This is a genomic window from Asticcacaulis sp. (assembly GCF_051956075.1).
Lineage (GTDB): Bacteria > Pseudomonadota > Alphaproteobacteria > Caulobacterales > Caulobacteraceae > Asticcacaulis.
In genome coordinates this window covers 24,575-40,080 of sequence record NZ_JBQCGA010000008.1, presented here as the reverse complement: position 1 = coordinate 40,080, position 15,506 = coordinate 24,575, and the positions used below count along the sequence as shown (strand labels likewise).

15 protein-coding genes are annotated in these 15,506 nt (G+C 62.3%); 11 read left to right on the top strand and 4 right to left on the bottom strand.

The features are described from left to right. The first annotated feature begins 16 nt into the window (after positions 1-16). The 5 genes from dapF (at position 17) to ACTHLA_RS01930 (ending at position 4,676) form a co-directional block, all read left to right on the top strand. The gene (gene dapF / locus ACTHLA_RS01950; protein ID WP_440184765.1) at positions 17-850 is read left to right on the top strand and encodes a diaminopimelate epimerase; all 834 of its coding nucleotides are present in this window, start codon (positions 17-19) and stop codon (positions 848-850) included. Beyond that, on the top strand, positions 847-2,241 hold the full coding sequence (mtaB, locus tag ACTHLA_RS01945) for a tRNA (N(6)-L-threonylcarbamoyladenosine(37)-C(2))-methylthiotransferase MtaB (protein WP_440184762.1): 1,395 nt from the start codon (positions 847-849) through the stop codon (positions 2,239-2,241). Before dapF ends, mtaB begins: the two co-directional genes overlap by 4 nt. After that, complete coding sequence (gene ftsY / locus ACTHLA_RS01940) at positions 2,241-3,194, top strand: signal recognition particle-docking protein FtsY (RefSeq protein ID WP_440184759.1); 954 nt, start codon at positions 2,241-2,243, stop codon at positions 3,192-3,194. Before mtaB ends, ftsY begins: the two co-directional genes overlap by 1 nt. Next, the gene (locus ACTHLA_RS01935; protein ID WP_440184757.1) at positions 3,191-3,907 is read left to right on the top strand and encodes an inner membrane-spanning protein YciB; all 717 of its coding nucleotides are present in this window, start codon (positions 3,191-3,193) and stop codon (positions 3,905-3,907) included. Before ftsY ends, ACTHLA_RS01935 begins: the two co-directional genes overlap by 4 nt. Positions 3,908-4,022: 115 nt before the next feature. After that, positions 4,023-4,676, top strand: coding sequence for a MarR family winged helix-turn-helix transcriptional regulator (locus ACTHLA_RS01930; RefSeq protein ID WP_440184754.1), 654 nt, complete (start codon positions 4,023-4,025; stop codon positions 4,674-4,676). A gap of 18 nt (positions 4,677-4,694) precedes the next feature. Here ACTHLA_RS01930 and ACTHLA_RS01925 read toward each other — a convergent pair whose 3' ends face one another. Continuing rightward, positions 4,695-4,964: a hypothetical protein gene (locus ACTHLA_RS01925; protein ID WP_440184752.1), complete on the bottom strand. Its 270-nt coding sequence runs from the start codon at positions 4,962-4,964 to the stop codon at positions 4,695-4,697. A 94-nt stretch (positions 4,965-5,058) separates the two neighbouring features. On the opposite strand from ACTHLA_RS01925, the gene ACTHLA_RS01920 reads away from it, so the two are divergent. Beyond that, complete coding sequence (locus tag ACTHLA_RS01920; protein ID WP_440184750.1) at positions 5,059-6,600, top strand: ArnT family glycosyltransferase; 1,542 nt, start codon at positions 5,059-5,061, stop codon at positions 6,598-6,600. A 299-nt stretch (positions 6,601-6,899) separates the two neighbouring features. Here ACTHLA_RS01920 and ACTHLA_RS01915 read toward each other — a convergent pair whose 3' ends face one another. Next, positions 6,900-7,946: a 1,9-bis(guanidino)-5-aza-nonane synthase gene (locus tag ACTHLA_RS01915; RefSeq protein ID WP_440184747.1), complete on the bottom strand. Its 1,047-nt coding sequence runs from the start codon at positions 7,944-7,946 to the stop codon at positions 6,900-6,902. 142 nt (positions 7,947-8,088) lie between these two features. Then, complete coding sequence (locus ACTHLA_RS01910) at positions 8,089-9,366, bottom strand: type III PLP-dependent enzyme (protein ID WP_440184744.1); 1,278 nt, start codon at positions 9,364-9,366, stop codon at positions 8,089-8,091. A gap of 356 nt (positions 9,367-9,722) precedes the next feature. Between ACTHLA_RS01910 and ACTHLA_RS01905 the strand changes: the two genes are divergently transcribed. Genes ACTHLA_RS01905 through phnE form a run of 3 tightly spaced genes read left to right on the top strand, consistent with a single transcriptional unit; the run spans position 9,723 to position 12,377 of the window. Continuing rightward, positions 9,723-10,547 (top strand): phosphonate ABC transporter ATP-binding protein, encoded by an 825-nt coding sequence (locus ACTHLA_RS01905; protein WP_440184741.1) that lies wholly within the window; start codon positions 9,723-9,725, stop codon positions 10,545-10,547. Next, a complete protein-coding gene (gene phnD, locus ACTHLA_RS01900) occupies positions 10,537-11,577 on the top strand; it encodes a phosphate/phosphite/phosphonate ABC transporter substrate-binding protein (protein ID WP_440184738.1) in 1,041 nt (346 codons plus the stop codon). The genes ACTHLA_RS01905 and phnD overlap by 11 nt, the downstream gene beginning before the upstream one ends. Positions 11,578-11,588: 11 nt before the next feature. Beyond that, positions 11,589-12,377 carry a phosphonate ABC transporter, permease protein PhnE gene (gene phnE, locus ACTHLA_RS01895; protein WP_440184735.1) on the top strand — a complete coding sequence of 263 codons (789 nt, stop codon included), beginning with the start codon at positions 11,589-11,591 and terminating at the stop codon, positions 12,375-12,377. Between the two features lie 360 nt (positions 12,378-12,737). Here phnE and ACTHLA_RS01890 read toward each other — a convergent pair whose 3' ends face one another. Beyond that, on the bottom strand, positions 12,738-13,799 hold the full coding sequence (locus tag ACTHLA_RS01890) for a glycosyltransferase family 4 protein (protein WP_440184732.1): 1,062 nt from the start codon (positions 13,797-13,799) through the stop codon (positions 12,738-12,740). Between the two features lie 400 nt (positions 13,800-14,199). Between ACTHLA_RS01890 and ACTHLA_RS01885 the strand changes: the two genes are divergently transcribed. Together ACTHLA_RS01885 and ACTHLA_RS01880 are read left to right on the top strand one after the other, a co-directional pair. Then, the gene (locus ACTHLA_RS01885; RefSeq protein WP_440184960.1) at positions 14,200-14,778 is read left to right on the top strand and encodes a TetR/AcrR family transcriptional regulator; all 579 of its coding nucleotides are present in this window, start codon (positions 14,200-14,202) and stop codon (positions 14,776-14,778) included. A 45-nt stretch (positions 14,779-14,823) separates the two neighbouring features. Further along, complete coding sequence (locus tag ACTHLA_RS01880; protein ID WP_440184730.1) at positions 14,824-15,207, top strand: GxxExxY protein; 384 nt, start codon at positions 14,824-14,826, stop codon at positions 15,205-15,207. Positions 15,208-15,506: the final 299 nt, after the last annotated feature.

Here is a 15,506-nt window from a genome sequence, read left to right as displayed (position 1 = left end):
ACTATATAGGCCGCAAATGACCCGCTCTTTTCTGAAAATGAACGGCCTTGGCAATGATTTCGTTGTCGTTGACGCCCGCAAAGACGCCTTTGCGCCCGCGCCGGAGGAGATCCGCGCCTGGGGCGACCGCGCGTCCGGCGTCGGCTTCGATCAGTTGATCAGCATCGAAAGCAGCGACAGCGGCGACGCCTTCATGCGCGTGTGGAATTCTGACGGCGGCACGGTCGAGACCTGCGGCAACGCCCTGCGCTGCGTCGCCTGGTATCTGAATCAGGACGCCTCCGACCGCACGCTGAAAATCGACACGCTGGGCGGCGCGACCAAGGCCCGCGTCCTGCGCGCCGACGCCAAAACCGGCACGGCCAGCGTCGATATGGGTCAGCCGCGCCTCGACTGGCGCGAGATTCCGCTGTCAGAGGAGATGGACACGCTGCGGCTGGAGCTGAAGGTCGGGCCGTATGACGCGCCGCTCTACCACACGCCCTGCGCCGTCTCGATGGGCAATCCGCACGTCGTCTTCTTCGTCGATGACGTGTCAAAGGTCGATGTCGCGGCCACCGGCTCGCTGATCGAAAACCATCCCTTGTTCCCCGAAGGCGTCAATGTCGAATTCGCGCAAGTGATCGACCGCAACACCATCCGCATGCGGGTCTGGGAACGCGGCGCAGGCATCACCAAGGCCTGCGGCACGGGCGCCTGCGCCACTCTGGTCGCCTGCGCGCGCCGCGGCCTGACCGACCGCACGGCGACGGTGATCATGGACGGCGGCCCGCTGCATATTCAGTGGGCGGACAATGACCACGTCTTCATGACCGGCCCGGTCGAGGTCGAGTTTGAGGGCGAACTGTGAGCAAACTCGATATCGTCACTTTCGGCTGCCGCCTCAACAGCTATGAGAGCGAGGTCATCCGCAAGACCGCCGCCGAGGACGGGCTGGACAACGCCATCATCTTCAACACCTGCGCCGTGACGGCTGAGGCGGTGCGTCAGGCGCGTCAGGCGATCCGCCGCGCGCGCAAAGAGAACCCGCAGGCGAAACTGATCGTCACCGGCTGCGCGGCGCAAACCGACCCGGACGCCTTCGCGCAAATGGGTGAGGTCGATTTCATCATCGGCAATGCCGACAAGCAGAAAAAGGGCGCCTATGCCCTGACGCCCGACAGCGCCCGCATCGTCGTCAATGACGTGTTTTCGGTGAAGGAAACGGCGGGCCATCTGATCGACGGGCTGAAAGATCGCGCCCGCGCCTTTGTCGAGGTGCAGAACGGCTGCGACCACCGCTGCACCTTCTGCATCATCCCTTACGGGCGCGGTAATTCGCGCTCGGCGGCGGCGGGCGATGTGATCGCGCAAACGCAGAAACTGGTGGCGGAAGGCTATAATGAGGTCGTGCTGACCGGGGTCGATCTGACCTCATGGGGCGCCGACCTGCCCGGAACGCCGCAACTCGGCCATCTGGTCGCGCGCATCCTGAAACTGGTCCCCGATCTCAAGCGCCTGCGCCTGTCCTCCATCGACGCCGCCGAGATCGACGATACGTTGCTCGGCGTGCTGCGTGACGAAGAGCGCCTGGCTCCTTATCTGCACCTCAGCCTGCAACATGGCGACGACCTGATCCTGAAGCGCATGAAGCGCCGCCACCTGCGCGCCGACGCGCTGAAACTGGTCGAAACCGTGCGCAAGGCGCGTCCCGACATTGCGCTGGGCGCCGATCTGATCGCGGGCTTCCCGACCGAGAGCGAAGAGGCCTTCGCCAACACCCTGTCGCTGATCGACGAGGCCGGGCTCGCCTTCGTCCACGCCTTCCCGTACAGCCCGCGTCCGCAGACCCCGGCGGCGAAAATGCCGCAACTGCCGCGCCCGGTCATCAAGGACCGCGCGGCCCGTTTGCGCGCCCACGCCGAAATCGCCCTGCATCGCCACCTGAACGCCCAGATCGGCCGCACCGTCTCCTGCGTGGTCGAAAAGCCCGGATTCGCGCGCGCCGCCGACTTCACCGAGGTAGTGTTCCAAGGCGACGCCACGGTGGGCGGCCTCGCCGACATTCGCATAACCGGCCATGACGGCAAACACGCTGTCGCCCTCTTATCCTCCCCTGTAGCGCAGCGTACGGGGGAGGTGGATTTTGCAAGCGTCCGCTTGCAAAAGACGGAGGGGGCAATCCCCGCCATGACTGTTTCCTCTACCGTCTTTCCCCCCTCCCCCGTGAACGGGGGAGGACGAAATGCAATGAGACCTTAATGACCGAAGAGAAGAAAAAGGGCTGGTTCCAGCGCCTGACACAAGGCCTGTCGCGCACCTCGCAGAACCTGACCGAGTCCGTCACCCAGGTGTTCGTGCAGAAGGAAGCGCTGGACGATGCGGCGCTTGAAGACCTCGAAGACCTGCTGATCGAGAGCGATCTCGGCCCCGCCGTCGCCGCCACCATCGCCGACAAGATGGCGAAGGCGCGGTTTTCTTCGACCAAGGACTCCGATGCCGTGCGCGCTGTGCTGGCCGAGGCCTTGGCTGAGGAACTGGCCGGTCACGAAGCGACATTCGATCCCCTGTCCGGCCCCAAACCCTATGTCGTGCTGTTCGTCGGGGTCAATGGCTCCGGCAAGACGACGACGCTGGGCAAGATCGCCGCTTCACTGACCGCAAAGGGCGCCAAGGTGCTGGTGGTGGCGGGCGACACCTTCCGCGCCGCCGCCGTCGAACAGCTTAAAGTGTGGGCCGAGCGCGCCAAAGCCGATTTCATGGGCCGCAAGACCGGCGCCGATGCGGCGGGCCTCGCCTATGACGCCTTCGTGCGCGCGAAGGAAGAAGGCTATGACGTCGTACTGATCGACACGGCGGGCCGCCTGCAGAACAAGCAGCAACTGATGGACGAACTCTTGAAGGTGGTGCGGGTGATCAAGAAGGTCGATCCCGAAGCGCCGCACGAGACGCTTCTGGTGCTGGACGCCACGGTCGGGCGCAACGCCCTGTCGCAGGAGCAGATTTTCGGCCGTCAGGCCTTTGTGTCGGGTCTGGTCATGACCAAGCTCGACGGCACGGCGCGCGGCGGCATCCTGATCCCGGTCGCCAAGGCGTCCGATGCGCCGATCAAGCTGATCGGGGTCGGCGAAGACATAGAAGACCTGCACGAATTCAAGGCGCGCGATTTCGCCCGCTCCATGGTCGGTCTCGAACCGCTCGGAGGCGAGCAATGAGCGGCGAAAACCTCAAGGACGAGATCGAAACGGGCGACAAAATCGTTGACCGCGCCGGGGCGCAGGCCGCTGAAAAGCTGGGCGAAATCAATCCCGAACTGGCTTTGCAGGCGGGCCAGCCGAAACAGAACACCGTCAAGCTGGCGGTCGATTACGGCCCGCTGATCGCCTTCGGCCTGACCTTCCTCGTCTGCCGCTTCCTGAAACTGACCGACAAGAGCGAGCCGCTGATCATCGCGTCAGGCGTGCTGGGCGTCGCCTCGTTGTTCGCCTTTATCGGCGGCCTGCTGCTGGAAAAGCGCATCGCCTGGATTCCGCTGTTGTCGGCCCTGATCGCCATTCCGTTCTCGCTGCTGACGGTCTTCTTCCACGACACCGTGTTCGTCAAGATCAAGATGACGATCATCGACGTGCTGATCGGATCGGTGCTGATCGGCGGCCTGCTGCTGAAAAAACAGCCGCTTAAGGCGCTGCTCGGCGAGGCGCTGAAGCTGAAGGAGACGGCCTGGCCGCGCCTGACCCTCTATTACGCCCTGTTCTATTTCGCGATGGCGGCGATCAACGAGGTCGTCTGGCGCACGCAGAGCGACGATGTCTGGGTGACGTGGAAGATGATCTCGATCATCGGCGGACCGGTCGTCTTTTCCATCGCCCTGCTGCCGTTTTTGATGAAAAACATGCTTGTTGAACCGGATACGGACGGTCAGGCGTAATTTTTCCTTCCGTGTGCGGAGCAAGATGTCGTAAATTCGTCATCGTAACATGCCACTGTGCCGCCACATCCTTTGGAGGGGCAGGGCGATGAAGGGACGAAAAAGCGGTAAATCCATGCACGACGCCTCCGTCCACGCCACACTCGATGATTCGCCATCGCATCTTCTGCACCGTGTGTTGCAGATCGCGCTTGAAATCTACAGCGCCGAACTGGGCGACGGCGCCCTGTCGCAACGTCAGTATGCGGTCCTGAGCGCGCTCGACGGCGCCGAAGGTTTAACGCAGGCCGATCTCGTCAAGACCACCGGCATCGACCGCTCGACCCTGGCCGATCTGGTCGCGCGCATGGCGGCCAAGGGGCTGCTGGCGCGTGAACGCTCGGTAAGCGACGGGCGCGCCAATCTGGTGCAACTGACCGACGAAGGCCACGCCGCTCTCGCCGACGCCGCGCCGAAGGTCGCCGCCGCCGACGCCAAAATCCTCGAACTGCTGTCGCCGCCGAAACGCGACAGCTTCCTCAAACTGCTGCGCAAACTGGTCCACGCCCGCGACGGCGAGACGTCTGAGGACAGGCCCGAAAAAGCCGCGCTGAAGGCGCAGAAGAAGGCGGATAAGTCGGAGAAGAAAAAGAAGTCCGGCGAGGATAAGCCGCGCAAGAAGGACAAACTGGCGAAAAAGCTGAAAAAGCTGCCCATGCCGGACCTGTCGCCGGGCGTGACGGGCGAAGACGACGAACGGGTGCATGCACCGGAAGAAAAAACGGCCTAAAAACCGCAAAAAACCCGATTAAACGACAATATTCACAAAAGAACCCGGACGTTTCACCGTCTGGTCTGAACCCGTTGCTGACAAAGGGGCGGAGGCCAGCGGCGACGCTTTTTGGATGTCCGCCGCCGTATAGGTCGCGGGCGTCACCTTTGGCGCGGTCACCTGCTGAAAAAACGCCTTCTGCGCCGCCAGAGCGCTGGCGAATCCGTTGCCTTGCGCCGCCGGGCGCGGCTGCGCGGCCTGCGGATTGAGCATGTGCGACAGGGAGGGCGTGATTGGGGTCGTCATAGGCAAATTATGCCGCAGATCAGGTATTTAAATGGTTAACAACCTTAAAGCTTTGCGCAAACGGATGTTTACGTTTCCCCGCTAGGATCGCGTCATGCCGATCCTGCGCGCCGCCGCTCCGACCTACCGACAGTCCGCCCTCGACGCCCTGCGCGGCGTCGCGGCGCAACGCCCGCTGCTGACGACGGCGGGGCTGCTCCTGCTCTGGACCTTATTGATCCGGCTGCCTTTTTTGCACGTCATCCATGACGACGAAGCCTTCTACGCTGTCGTGGCGCAACGCTGGCTGCACGGCGAACTGCCCTATGTCGCCAGCTATGACGTCAAGGCGCCGGGCGTCTTCGCCGTCCTCGCCGCGTTTCAGGCGCTGTTCGGCGCGCATCTGCTCGTCATCAAGGCCGTCGAGATCGCCTTCACCGCCTGGGGCGCGCTGGCGCTTTACCGGCTGTTGCAGCCTGTCGCGGGTCCGGTCTGCGCGGGCATCGCCGTCGGCGCCTATCCGCTCTATTCGCTATTCATGCTGGGCGTCGCCGCGCCGTGCCAGTTGATTGAGGCCGCCTTTACGATCGAAGCCTTCGCGCTGGCGCTTGCCGCCGACCGCGCCGGACGCCGCCGCCTTATCCTGATGGCCTTGAGCGGGCTGATGATGGGATGCGCTGTCATGACCAAGCAGACGGCGGCGTTTACGGCGCTTGGCCTGTTCGGCTGGGCGGCGTGGCGCAGCCGGGCGCGGCGCGACCTCTTGCCGCTTGCGGCGTTCTGCGCGGCGGGCCTGTTGCCCGCGCTGGGTTTCTCGGTCTGTTTTCTGGTCTGCGGGCATTTCCGCGACGCCTTCGACGCCGTAGTCGTGAACGCGCTCAGCCGTTCTCAAACCAACATGTCCAGGCCCAGTCCGCTGGGCGTGTTGCAGCGCGTGGCGCAATTTCCCGCCTTCCTCAAACCGATTCTGGTCATCAGCGTCGGAACCCTGCTGGCGCTGCTGCGCTTGCCGCGCCTCAGGGCGGCGGTCGGCGGCGCGTCTTTGGCCCTGCTGCTGATCTGGAGCCTGAGCGAAGCGCTCGGCATCCTGGCCTGCCGTTCGCCGGACATCTGGTACGGTTTCGTGCTGATTCCGCCGTTTCTGGCGCTGGCGGCGATCGTGCTGTGCCACGGCGTCGCCTTTCGTCCGGACCAGCGCGCGGCTTGGATCGCGGCCTATCTGCTGGCTGCGGCGGCGCAGCCTTTTCTCGTGGAGGGCGGCGCTCTGTTCCTGTCCGGACCTTTCCATGCGCCGGATTATACCGGCAATGTGCGCAGCGCGGCGGCGCTGAGGGCCGCAGGGTTGAAGCCGGGCGGTAACCTGCTGGCGACCGGTCGCGGCCAATACGTTTATCTGATGACGGGCGCCCTGCCAAAAGCCAGATATTTCAACGCCATGCACCTGATGTGCGCCTTTCCGACGCCGGACCCGGACCCATTGGTGGCGGCCTTCGCCTCGCGCCCCGATTTCGTGCTGGTTTCCAATCCCAGCCTTTACATGGGCTGTCAGCTTCCCGCCCGCGCCGCCGAACTCCAGAATGAACTGGCCGCGCACTATGTCGCCATCGGTCACGCGCGCGGCGATTGGGACAGCTTCACCATTTATCGCCGCAAATAAAGCCGCAATGCAAACCACAGGGCGAGCCTGATGGGGTGCAATGGCTCTGCTCGCATTGCATGTCGCCCAAAATGCAAAACGGCGAGCATTGGGGGGCAATGCTCGCCGTCGCATGTCGCCGGTTTCGAGGGGGGGGGATGATCCCGGCGACTAACTTGTCAGTTCACAATAACGACTCATCGTGAACCCTTATACTCCATGTAATACTTTGTGCGGAAAATGGAAGGCCGCAGTGCAGCAATTTTCTCTCTATTCTTGGGATAATTGCCCAACTCACACGGAAGTGAACACTTATTTCCTTATTGGAACAGTTTGGCCCACCGCGGCTTCTCGCGCGACTTCCACGCGCCGCGATGATAGGCGTCCGAACCGATCAGCGGCACGACCGTGGTGGCTTCGGCGAAGACCATCTGTTCGTGTGTGGTCTGCACCTTGCCCCATGAGGCGGCTTCTTTGAGCGTCGAGGACGAACAGGCGCCGTCGCGCACATCGGCGACCGTGATCTGCACCGCATACTTGTGCATGTCGGCGTCCTTGCCGAGGATTTCGGCGCAGACCACCGTGTCCTGGGCGAAGTTCTTCGGCACGCCGCCGCCGACCATGAACAGGCCGGTCGTGCCCGCCGCGATCTTGATGTCGGTCAGTTCGCGGAAATCGGCGACCGCGTCGATCATCATATAGGGCTGCTTCGCCGCCATGCGTTCCTTCTGGTGCTTGACCAGGCCGAAACCGGCGGAGCTGTCGACAAAGGCCGGACAGAAGATCGGCACGCCTTCTTCATAGGCGGTCTGGATCAGGCTGCCTTCCTTCTTGGCGTTGCCTTCGGACAGCCACTTGCCCATTTCCCAGATGAATTCGCGCGAGGAATAGCCGCGCGGCTCAAGACGGTTGGCGATCTCCAGAATGGTGTGGTCGCAGGCCTGCAGTTCTTCTTCGTCGATATAGGTGTCGTAGATGCGGTCGATATAGTTGTCGCGCAGCACATTATCGTCCACCTGACCGGCTGCCTGATAGTGCTTGAAGCCGAGCGCTTCGAAGAAGTCCATATCGACGATCGAGGCGCCGGTGGCGACCACGGCGTCGATCATGCCGAACTTCACCATGTCGCGATAGACGTGCATGCAGCCGCCGGCCGAGGTCGAACCGGCCAGGATCAGCCAGGTCGAGCAGCCCTTGTCGTTGAGCGCCATGTTGAAGATGTCGGCGGCGCGGGCCGTGTCGCGCGACGAAAACGACATCTTGCGCATCGAATCGATGATCGGGCGCGCGTCGTAGGAGGTGATATCGACATGCTCGACGGTGTTCTGGAGCAGTTCGGCTTTAGAATTGGAAGTTTCAGCGTTCATCTCTGTGTTCCTTTTGAGAGAGACATAGGTGGACGCCCGTCATTGACCCGGTTTCCTCAGACGGAGCGATGAGGCGGGTGTAGCCGACAATCATGTCAGGCTGATGCGCGGCCCCTATAGCGGAAGGGGCCGCTCTTGGCAATTATTTCGACTTCACGATCCGCTTCTTGCCGCGCTTGCCGCCCTTGGGGCGGTTCAGACGCACGACCTTGTTGTCGTCGGGATCGAAGGCCGAACGCGGATTGTTGATCGAGCGCGGACCAAGGCCGAACAGCGAAGCCATCGGCGCGTCGTCAAGGAACACCGTATCGGTCTCGCCATAGCCGTTAAAGCGCGTCCCCATGGTCACGCCATAGGCGCCCAGCATGCCGATCTCGACATAGTCGCCTTCGGCCACATCGGCGGGCAGCCAGAACGGCCCCGGCATGGAATCGATGGAATCGCAGGTCGGGCCGTAGAAACGGAACGGCTTGAGCGTCTCGGACTCAACCTCTTCGTCCTGCCGGTGCAGGCGGACCGGGAACGGCCATTTGGCGTGGGTGGCGTCGAACAGATTGCCGTAGGAGCCGTCATTGAGATAGAGGGCGTCGCCCTTGCGCAGCTCAACCTTGGTCAGCACCGAGGTCGATTCCGCCACCAGGGCGCGGCCCGGCTCGGCCCAGAGCTGCGTCTCCTCATGCACCTTCATCTCGTCGAAGGCGCGGTTGATCGCATCCATATATTCGCTGAGCGCGGGCGGCACCATGCCCGGATAGACCGACGGAAAACCGCCGCCGACATCGACCACGTCCGCGAACACGCCCGCGCGCACCAATGAGCGCGACGCCGACAGCATGGCGGCGGCATAGGCGGTCGGCTTCATGCACTGCGAGCCGACATGGAAGGAGACGCCCATCAGGCCGGAGGTCGCCTGCCGCGTCGCCATCAGCAGCGACGGCGCCTCATGCGCCTGCGCGCCGAACTTGTTGGTCAGGGGCAGGTTCGCGCCTTCGCCGGAGGTCGCCAGCCGCACGATCAGGTTCAGATCCTTGGCGCCGCCGGTGGCGTCGAGAATCTTGCGCAATTCGTCATGCGTATCGAGGCTGAAGGTGCGCACGCCGTAATCGAAATAGGCCTTGGCGATCGAGACGCGGCTCTTGACCGGGTGCATGAAGGCCAGCCGCGCCGAGGCGGGCAGGACGCTGCGCACCAGCTCGATCTCGTTCAGCGAGGCGACGTCAAACGACGTAACGCCCGACGCCCACAGGGTTTCCAGCACCCATGCGGACGGATTGGCTTTGACGGCGTAGAAGACATCGCCCTTGAAATTGGCCTGAAACCATTGCGCGGCAACGGAGACCGGCGCACGGCGCACGAGGGCGACGGGGCGTTCCGGCGGTTGCTTGCGGACCAGGTCCAGGGCTGATTGGTAGCTATCCACCAGAACATCCCTTGTTGTTAAAGGCCGCGCACCGCGCTGCCCAAAATTACCCAGGCCGGCGTTAGCAATGGGGAATGGAACCTTGAGGGTCCGCCGGAACGGGCTGATATAGGCGAATTTTCCCCTGTGTAAAGCCTTATTTGACGGCTTTTCGTATCCAAAGATACCAGATTTGCCTTGAAGGCTCAAATCACAACGACTTCAAAGGGTTTTGTGCGCGGACCCTGCAGAAATTTACGCCGCGACTGCGAAAGACGGTTGCAAACGTCATCAAATCGTTAATAAGACTCTCTAACGCTAGAGGTTTAGAGTTTCGCCGCCGCCGTATCCGCGCGGCAAAGATGTAAAGGCTGTGCATGACGGCGCCCCTCGTCGAGGTCAAGGCAATCAGCAAGACCTTCACCCGCAAGGCCGCCGCCGCGGGCGGCAAGACGACTCACAAGGCGTTGGACGCTGTGTCGTTCGTCATGGACCGGCCGGAGCGCGTCGCCCTGATCGGGCCGTCCGGTTCCGGCAAATCGACCCTGCTGCGCGCCATTTCCGGCCTGCACGCCATTGATCGCGGCGACGGAACGGTCAGCGTGCTGGGCCAGCCGGTGCAGGCCAATGGCCGTTTAAGCCAGGACGTGCGGCGCATCCGCACCCGGATGGGCCTGATCGCGCAGCAGTTCAATCTGGTGCCGCGCCTGTCCCTGTTCACCAATGTCGCGCTCGGTTTCCTCGGCAAGATTTCGGCCTTGCGCGGCCTGTTCGGCCTGTGGTCGGCGGACGAGAAACAGAAGGTGATGCGCGCGCTCGACCATGTCGGCGTCGCGGCGATGGCCGGGCAGCGCGCCAACACCCTGTCGGGCGGCCAGCAGCAGCGCGGCGCGATTGCGCGCGCCATCGTGCAGGACGCCGAGGTGGTGCTGGCCGATGAGCCGGTCGCCTCGCTCGATCCGGTGACGGCGCGCAAGGTGATGAAATTGCTGGTCGATCTGAACGAACAAAGCGGAGTCGGGGTGATCGTCACCCTGCACCAGGTCGATTATGCGCGCGCCTATTGCAACCGCATTCTGGCGCTCAAGGACGGCAAGGTCGTCTATGACGGCCCGAGCGCGCAACTGAGCGATGAAACCCTGCGCGATATCTATGGCGCGGAAATCGAAGACGCCTATTGGGGTGAAGATCATGCAAGCTAAGACATTTCTTTCCGGCGCCGCTCTTGCTGTGCTGCTGATGACCGGCCTCAATGGCTGCGACAAAAAGAGCGAAGCGCCGGCGGCGGACGGTAAAACCCTCACCTTCTCCATTCTATCTTTCGAGAAGTCTCAGAATCTCGACAAGATGTGGCAACCCATCCTTCAGGACATGGAAAAGCAGACCGGCCTGACCATCAAGCCCTACTATTCCAGCAACTACACCTCGCTGATCGAGGCCATGCGCTTCAACCAGACCCAGGCCGGTTTCTTCTCCAGCGCCTCAGGTCTTGAGGCGGTGCGCCGCGCCAATGGCCAGGTCTTCGCCCACACCACCAATCCGGACGGTACGGACGGTTACGAAAGCCTGATCATCACCCGCGCCGATTCCAAGGTGACGCTCGACGATGTGCTGAAATGCGACCACAAGCTCAATTTCGGCATGGGCGACGTCAAATCGACCTCCGGCACCATCGCGCCCAAGGCGTGGCTGTTCCTGCCGCACAAGATCGACACGGACAAGTGCTTCCGCAATGTCCGCGCCGGGTCGCACGAGGCCAATGTCGAGGGCGTGATCGCGGGCGTGGTCGACGCCGCCACCGCCAATTCCGATACGCTGAAAGAACTGAACGACACGCCCGCGGGCCGCGAAAAGCTGGCCAAGATCAAGGTTCTGTGGTCGTCGCAACCCCTGCCCAAGGGCGTGATCGAATACCGCGCCGACGTCGATCCGGTGATCAAGGAAAAGCTGCGCTCCTTCTTCCTCAGCTATGGTCAGGGAACCGGGCCGGAGGCCGAGCGTCAGCGCGCCAATCTGAAAGTGATGCAGTGGGGACCGATGCAGCCCGCCGACGAATCCTACCTGCTGCCCGAACGCTATCTCGAAGCCATTGTCGCCGAGGACGAGGCGAACCAGTCGGGCGATGCGGCCAAGATCGCCGCCGCCAGGGCCGAGATGGACGCGGTCGAAAAGGCGCAGGCCGCCGCCGCCGCCAAAACCGCGCCGCAAGCCCCTGCGGATGCGAGCCATTGATGAGCGACGCAATGGCGAAACTGGCGCCGCCGACCACCGGCATGGCGCAAAGGCTGGCCAACTGGCTGGCTGTACTGGTCTTCGTCGCTTTTCTGGCGGTGAGATTCAAGGGCGCGCATATTTACGACCTGCACAAGCTGGTCGATAATTCGGCCAATACCGGCGCCTATCTGAGCGACTATCTGCACCCCGATTTCACGGACGGCGCGCACTACGTCAAGGCGATGTGGGAGACGCTGGAGATCGCCATCTGGGGCACCTTCCTGTCGATCCTGCTGGCTGTGCCGATCAGCTTTTTATGTTCGCGCAACATCGCGCCCCTGTGGGTGGTGCAGCCGATGCGCGGCCTGATCGCCCTGTTGCGCGCCTTTCCCGACATCGTGCTGGGGACGGCCTTTCTGGTCGCGGTGGGCTTAGGTCCGCTGGCCGGGGTGCTGGCCCTGACGCTCAACAATACCGGGACGCTGGCCAAGCTGTTCTCCGAGGCGGTTGAGGCCATCGAAACCGCCCCCGTCGAAGGCGTGCGGGCCACCGGCGGAACGCGCCTGCACGAAATCGTCTGGGGCGTGATCCCGCAGGTCGGGCCGCTGTGGACCTCGTTCGCGCTGTACCGTTTTGAATCGAACGCGCGCTCGGCGACCGTGCTGGGCCTGATCGGCGCGGGCGGCATCGGCCAGCTTCTGTTCGACAATCTCAACAGCTTCGCCTACCAGCAGGTCTCGGCCATCGCCCTGATCATCGTCGTGGCGGTCACCCTGATCGACATCCTGTCGCAACAATTGCGCAAGCGGTTGATATAGCGTTTTCCCAAAAAGCGGCTTTGGAAATTGTATCCACAGATGAACACGGATGAGAGACGGTGATGTTTACGTCGTATTGAGCTGTCTCTGAATGCATAGCTTATGACGCGCCTTGCGCGTCAAGACTTATCTTTTCAGTCCGCCCATATCGATGACATCATGAATTTCCGTGTTGTCCGTGTTTTCCGTGGCCAAATATCTCTTGATGCGACTTGGAGCGCAGTAACCGACGCACGAGCGGAGGCCCTGAATTTGAACCACGGAAAGCACGGACAACACGGAAAAGCATAGGGTTGAATACCGGTCATTATGATCCAGATGAAAATCCGTGTTCATCTGTGTGCATTTGGGGATAAAAAATTACGCCGCCTTCTTCCGCCGCAACTGCCGCAGGCGTTTCCAGAACTTGGTGCGCGCCGGTTCGGGATAGGGCTCCAGATTGCGGATGAACTCCGCCGCGCATTCCGGCCAGGAGAATTTCTCGGCATAGGCGCGCACCGCCTCGCGGTCGATTTTCAGCGCTTCCGCAATGGCCTTGCCGAGATCCTCGTCGATCGCGCCCGCGCCGGAGCCGGGGATCAGGTCGATCGGGCCGTGGGCGGGGAAGGCGGCGACCGGCGTGCCCGCCGCCATCGCCTCGGTGATGACAAGGCCGAAGGTGTCGGTCAGGGACGGAAACACGAAGACATCCGAATCCGCATAGGAGCGCGCCAGCTCCTCGCCAAAACGCGGGCCGGTGAACACCGCTTCGGGATATTTCGCCTTCAATTCCTCAAGCTGCGGCCCCTTGCCGACGATCACCTTGGTGCCGGGCAGGTCCAGCTTGAGGAAGGCCTCGATGTTCTTTTCGACCGCCACGCGACCGATATAGGTCATGATCGGACGCGGCAGATCGCCGAAGATCGGCTCCAGACCGGGGCGGAAGGTCTCGGTGTCCACGCCGTGCGTCCACGGCGAGATGTTCTTGAAACCGCGCGCCTCCAGATCCTTCTGCAAGGTCGGGGTCGCCACCATCACGCGCCCGGACGGCTTATGGAACCAGCGCATGAAGGCGTAGCCCCAGCTCAACGGGATCGGCAGGCGCGCCGAAATATATTCGGGAAACTTGGTGTGATAGCTGGTGGTGAAGGGCAGCTTCCATTCCAGGCAGACGCGCCGCGCCGCCATGCCGACAAAGCCCTCGGTGGCGATATGGATCGCGTCGGGCTCGTAGTCGAGGATGATCTCGCGCACCTCCTCATAGCAGCCGAGCGCCAGCTTGACCTCGGGATAGTCGGGCCAGGAGACGGTCTTGAACTGGTTATAGTCGATGATCTTGAATTCGTGGCCGAGCTTTTCACATTCCTCGATCGTCTTGCGCAGGGTCGTCACCACGCCATTGACCTGAGGCTCCCAGGCGTCTGTCGCCAGCAAGATACGCAAAGTGAAAAATCCTTCCGTCTGTCCCGCTTCTTCCATGCCCAATGCGCGACGGATTGGCAAGTCGCCAATGCAGGCGACCGCTTTTCCTGAGATTTTTGACGCCTGCGTCGCTTTGTGCGGCGCACAATTTGCAAATTCCTCGCAAATGACGCCCGTAATCGCGTCTATCGCGCTTGCTTTAGGGCGGAAATGCCATATTTTTAAAAGCGAAACACGTTTTGGCGTAACGCAGCTTCAATGCAGACCGCATCACGCCCTGAAAGACACGCAGATGAGTGAAACCGGGAAAGAGCCGTCATCCCTACCGCAGGTGCGCAATCCATCGGGCGCACGCGGCGGACGTGACGCCAGGGTGAAGGAAGGCGGCGCCAAGGATACGCCCAAGTCGCGGCGCACCCGCGTGCAGATTCTGGAAACGGCGATGCGCCTGTTCGCCGAGCTGGGCTATGACCGCGCGGGCAACGCCGCCATCGCCGAGGCCTGCGGCCTGACGCGCGGCGCCATGCTCTATCACTTCCCGACGCGCGAAGCCCTGATCGAAGCCGCCGCCTGGCACATCCACGCCGCGCGCGAAGCCGCGTTTGAGGCCGAGGCGAAAAAGCTCAAGCCCGGTCAGGACGCGCTGGACGGCGCCATCGACGCCTACTGGCGGCTGCTCGACTCGGCGCCGTTCGCCGCCTTTCTGGCGCTGGAGCGCGCCGCCCGTCAGGACGCCGAGGTGGCGCGCGCCATCGCGCCCGCGCAGGAAGCCTTCGACAAGGGCGCCATGGGGCGGCATACGCCCAACTTCATCATGGCCGGCGCCGATGCGCGCTTTCAGGTCAGCCGCGACCTGGCGCGCTTCGCGCTGGAAGGCATGCACCGCACCGGCCTGACCTACGACCACGACGCGCGCGTCGAGAACCTGCTCACCGTCATCAAACGCGCCGTCCACATGCTCAACCGCAAGGGCGACATCACCGACCTGTGGTCGGAATAGACAGGCCCCGTCGCGCTTTGGGGACATCGGGGGGACGTGAACAGGATGAGCGAAGGCGGATTGCTTTACGAAGACGAGGCCTACGCCATTCGCGGCGCGGTCTATGAAGTCTCCCGAGAAATGGGCGTCGGCTTTCTGGAATCGGTTTATCAGGTGTGCCTGAAACGTGAATTCGCCGCCAGACATATTCCCGCTGTTTCGCAACCGAACCTCAATCTGAGCTATAAAGGCGCTGTTCTCGACCTGTGCTTCCAGCCGGATTTCATCTGTTATGACAAGATCATTGTGGAGTTGAAAGCGTGCCCGGCTCTTAGCGATGTGCATCGGGCGCAAACCATCAATTATTTGCGGGCGACAGGCCACAGGCTGGGACTGCTGGTTAATTTCGGCGCTTTTCCTAAAGCGCAGGTCGAGCGGATTGTGCTGTGAGAGATATTTGAACCACGGAAAGCACGGAAAACACGGAAATCCATGGCGTCATGGATATAGGTGGACTGAAAGATAAGCCTTGACGCGCAAGGCGCGCTGTAGCGCCACCAGCTATGAACCGCGCCATTGCCAACCCTGCGCTTTTCCGTGTTTTCCGTGCTTTCCGTGGTTCAAATCTTAAGGCCCCGCTTACATCGGTGGCTGCGCCCCACCTTGCGTTACAACAGATGTTAGACCGCGGAAAGCACGGAAAACACGGAAATCCATGGCGTCATGGATATAGGCGGACTGAAAGATAA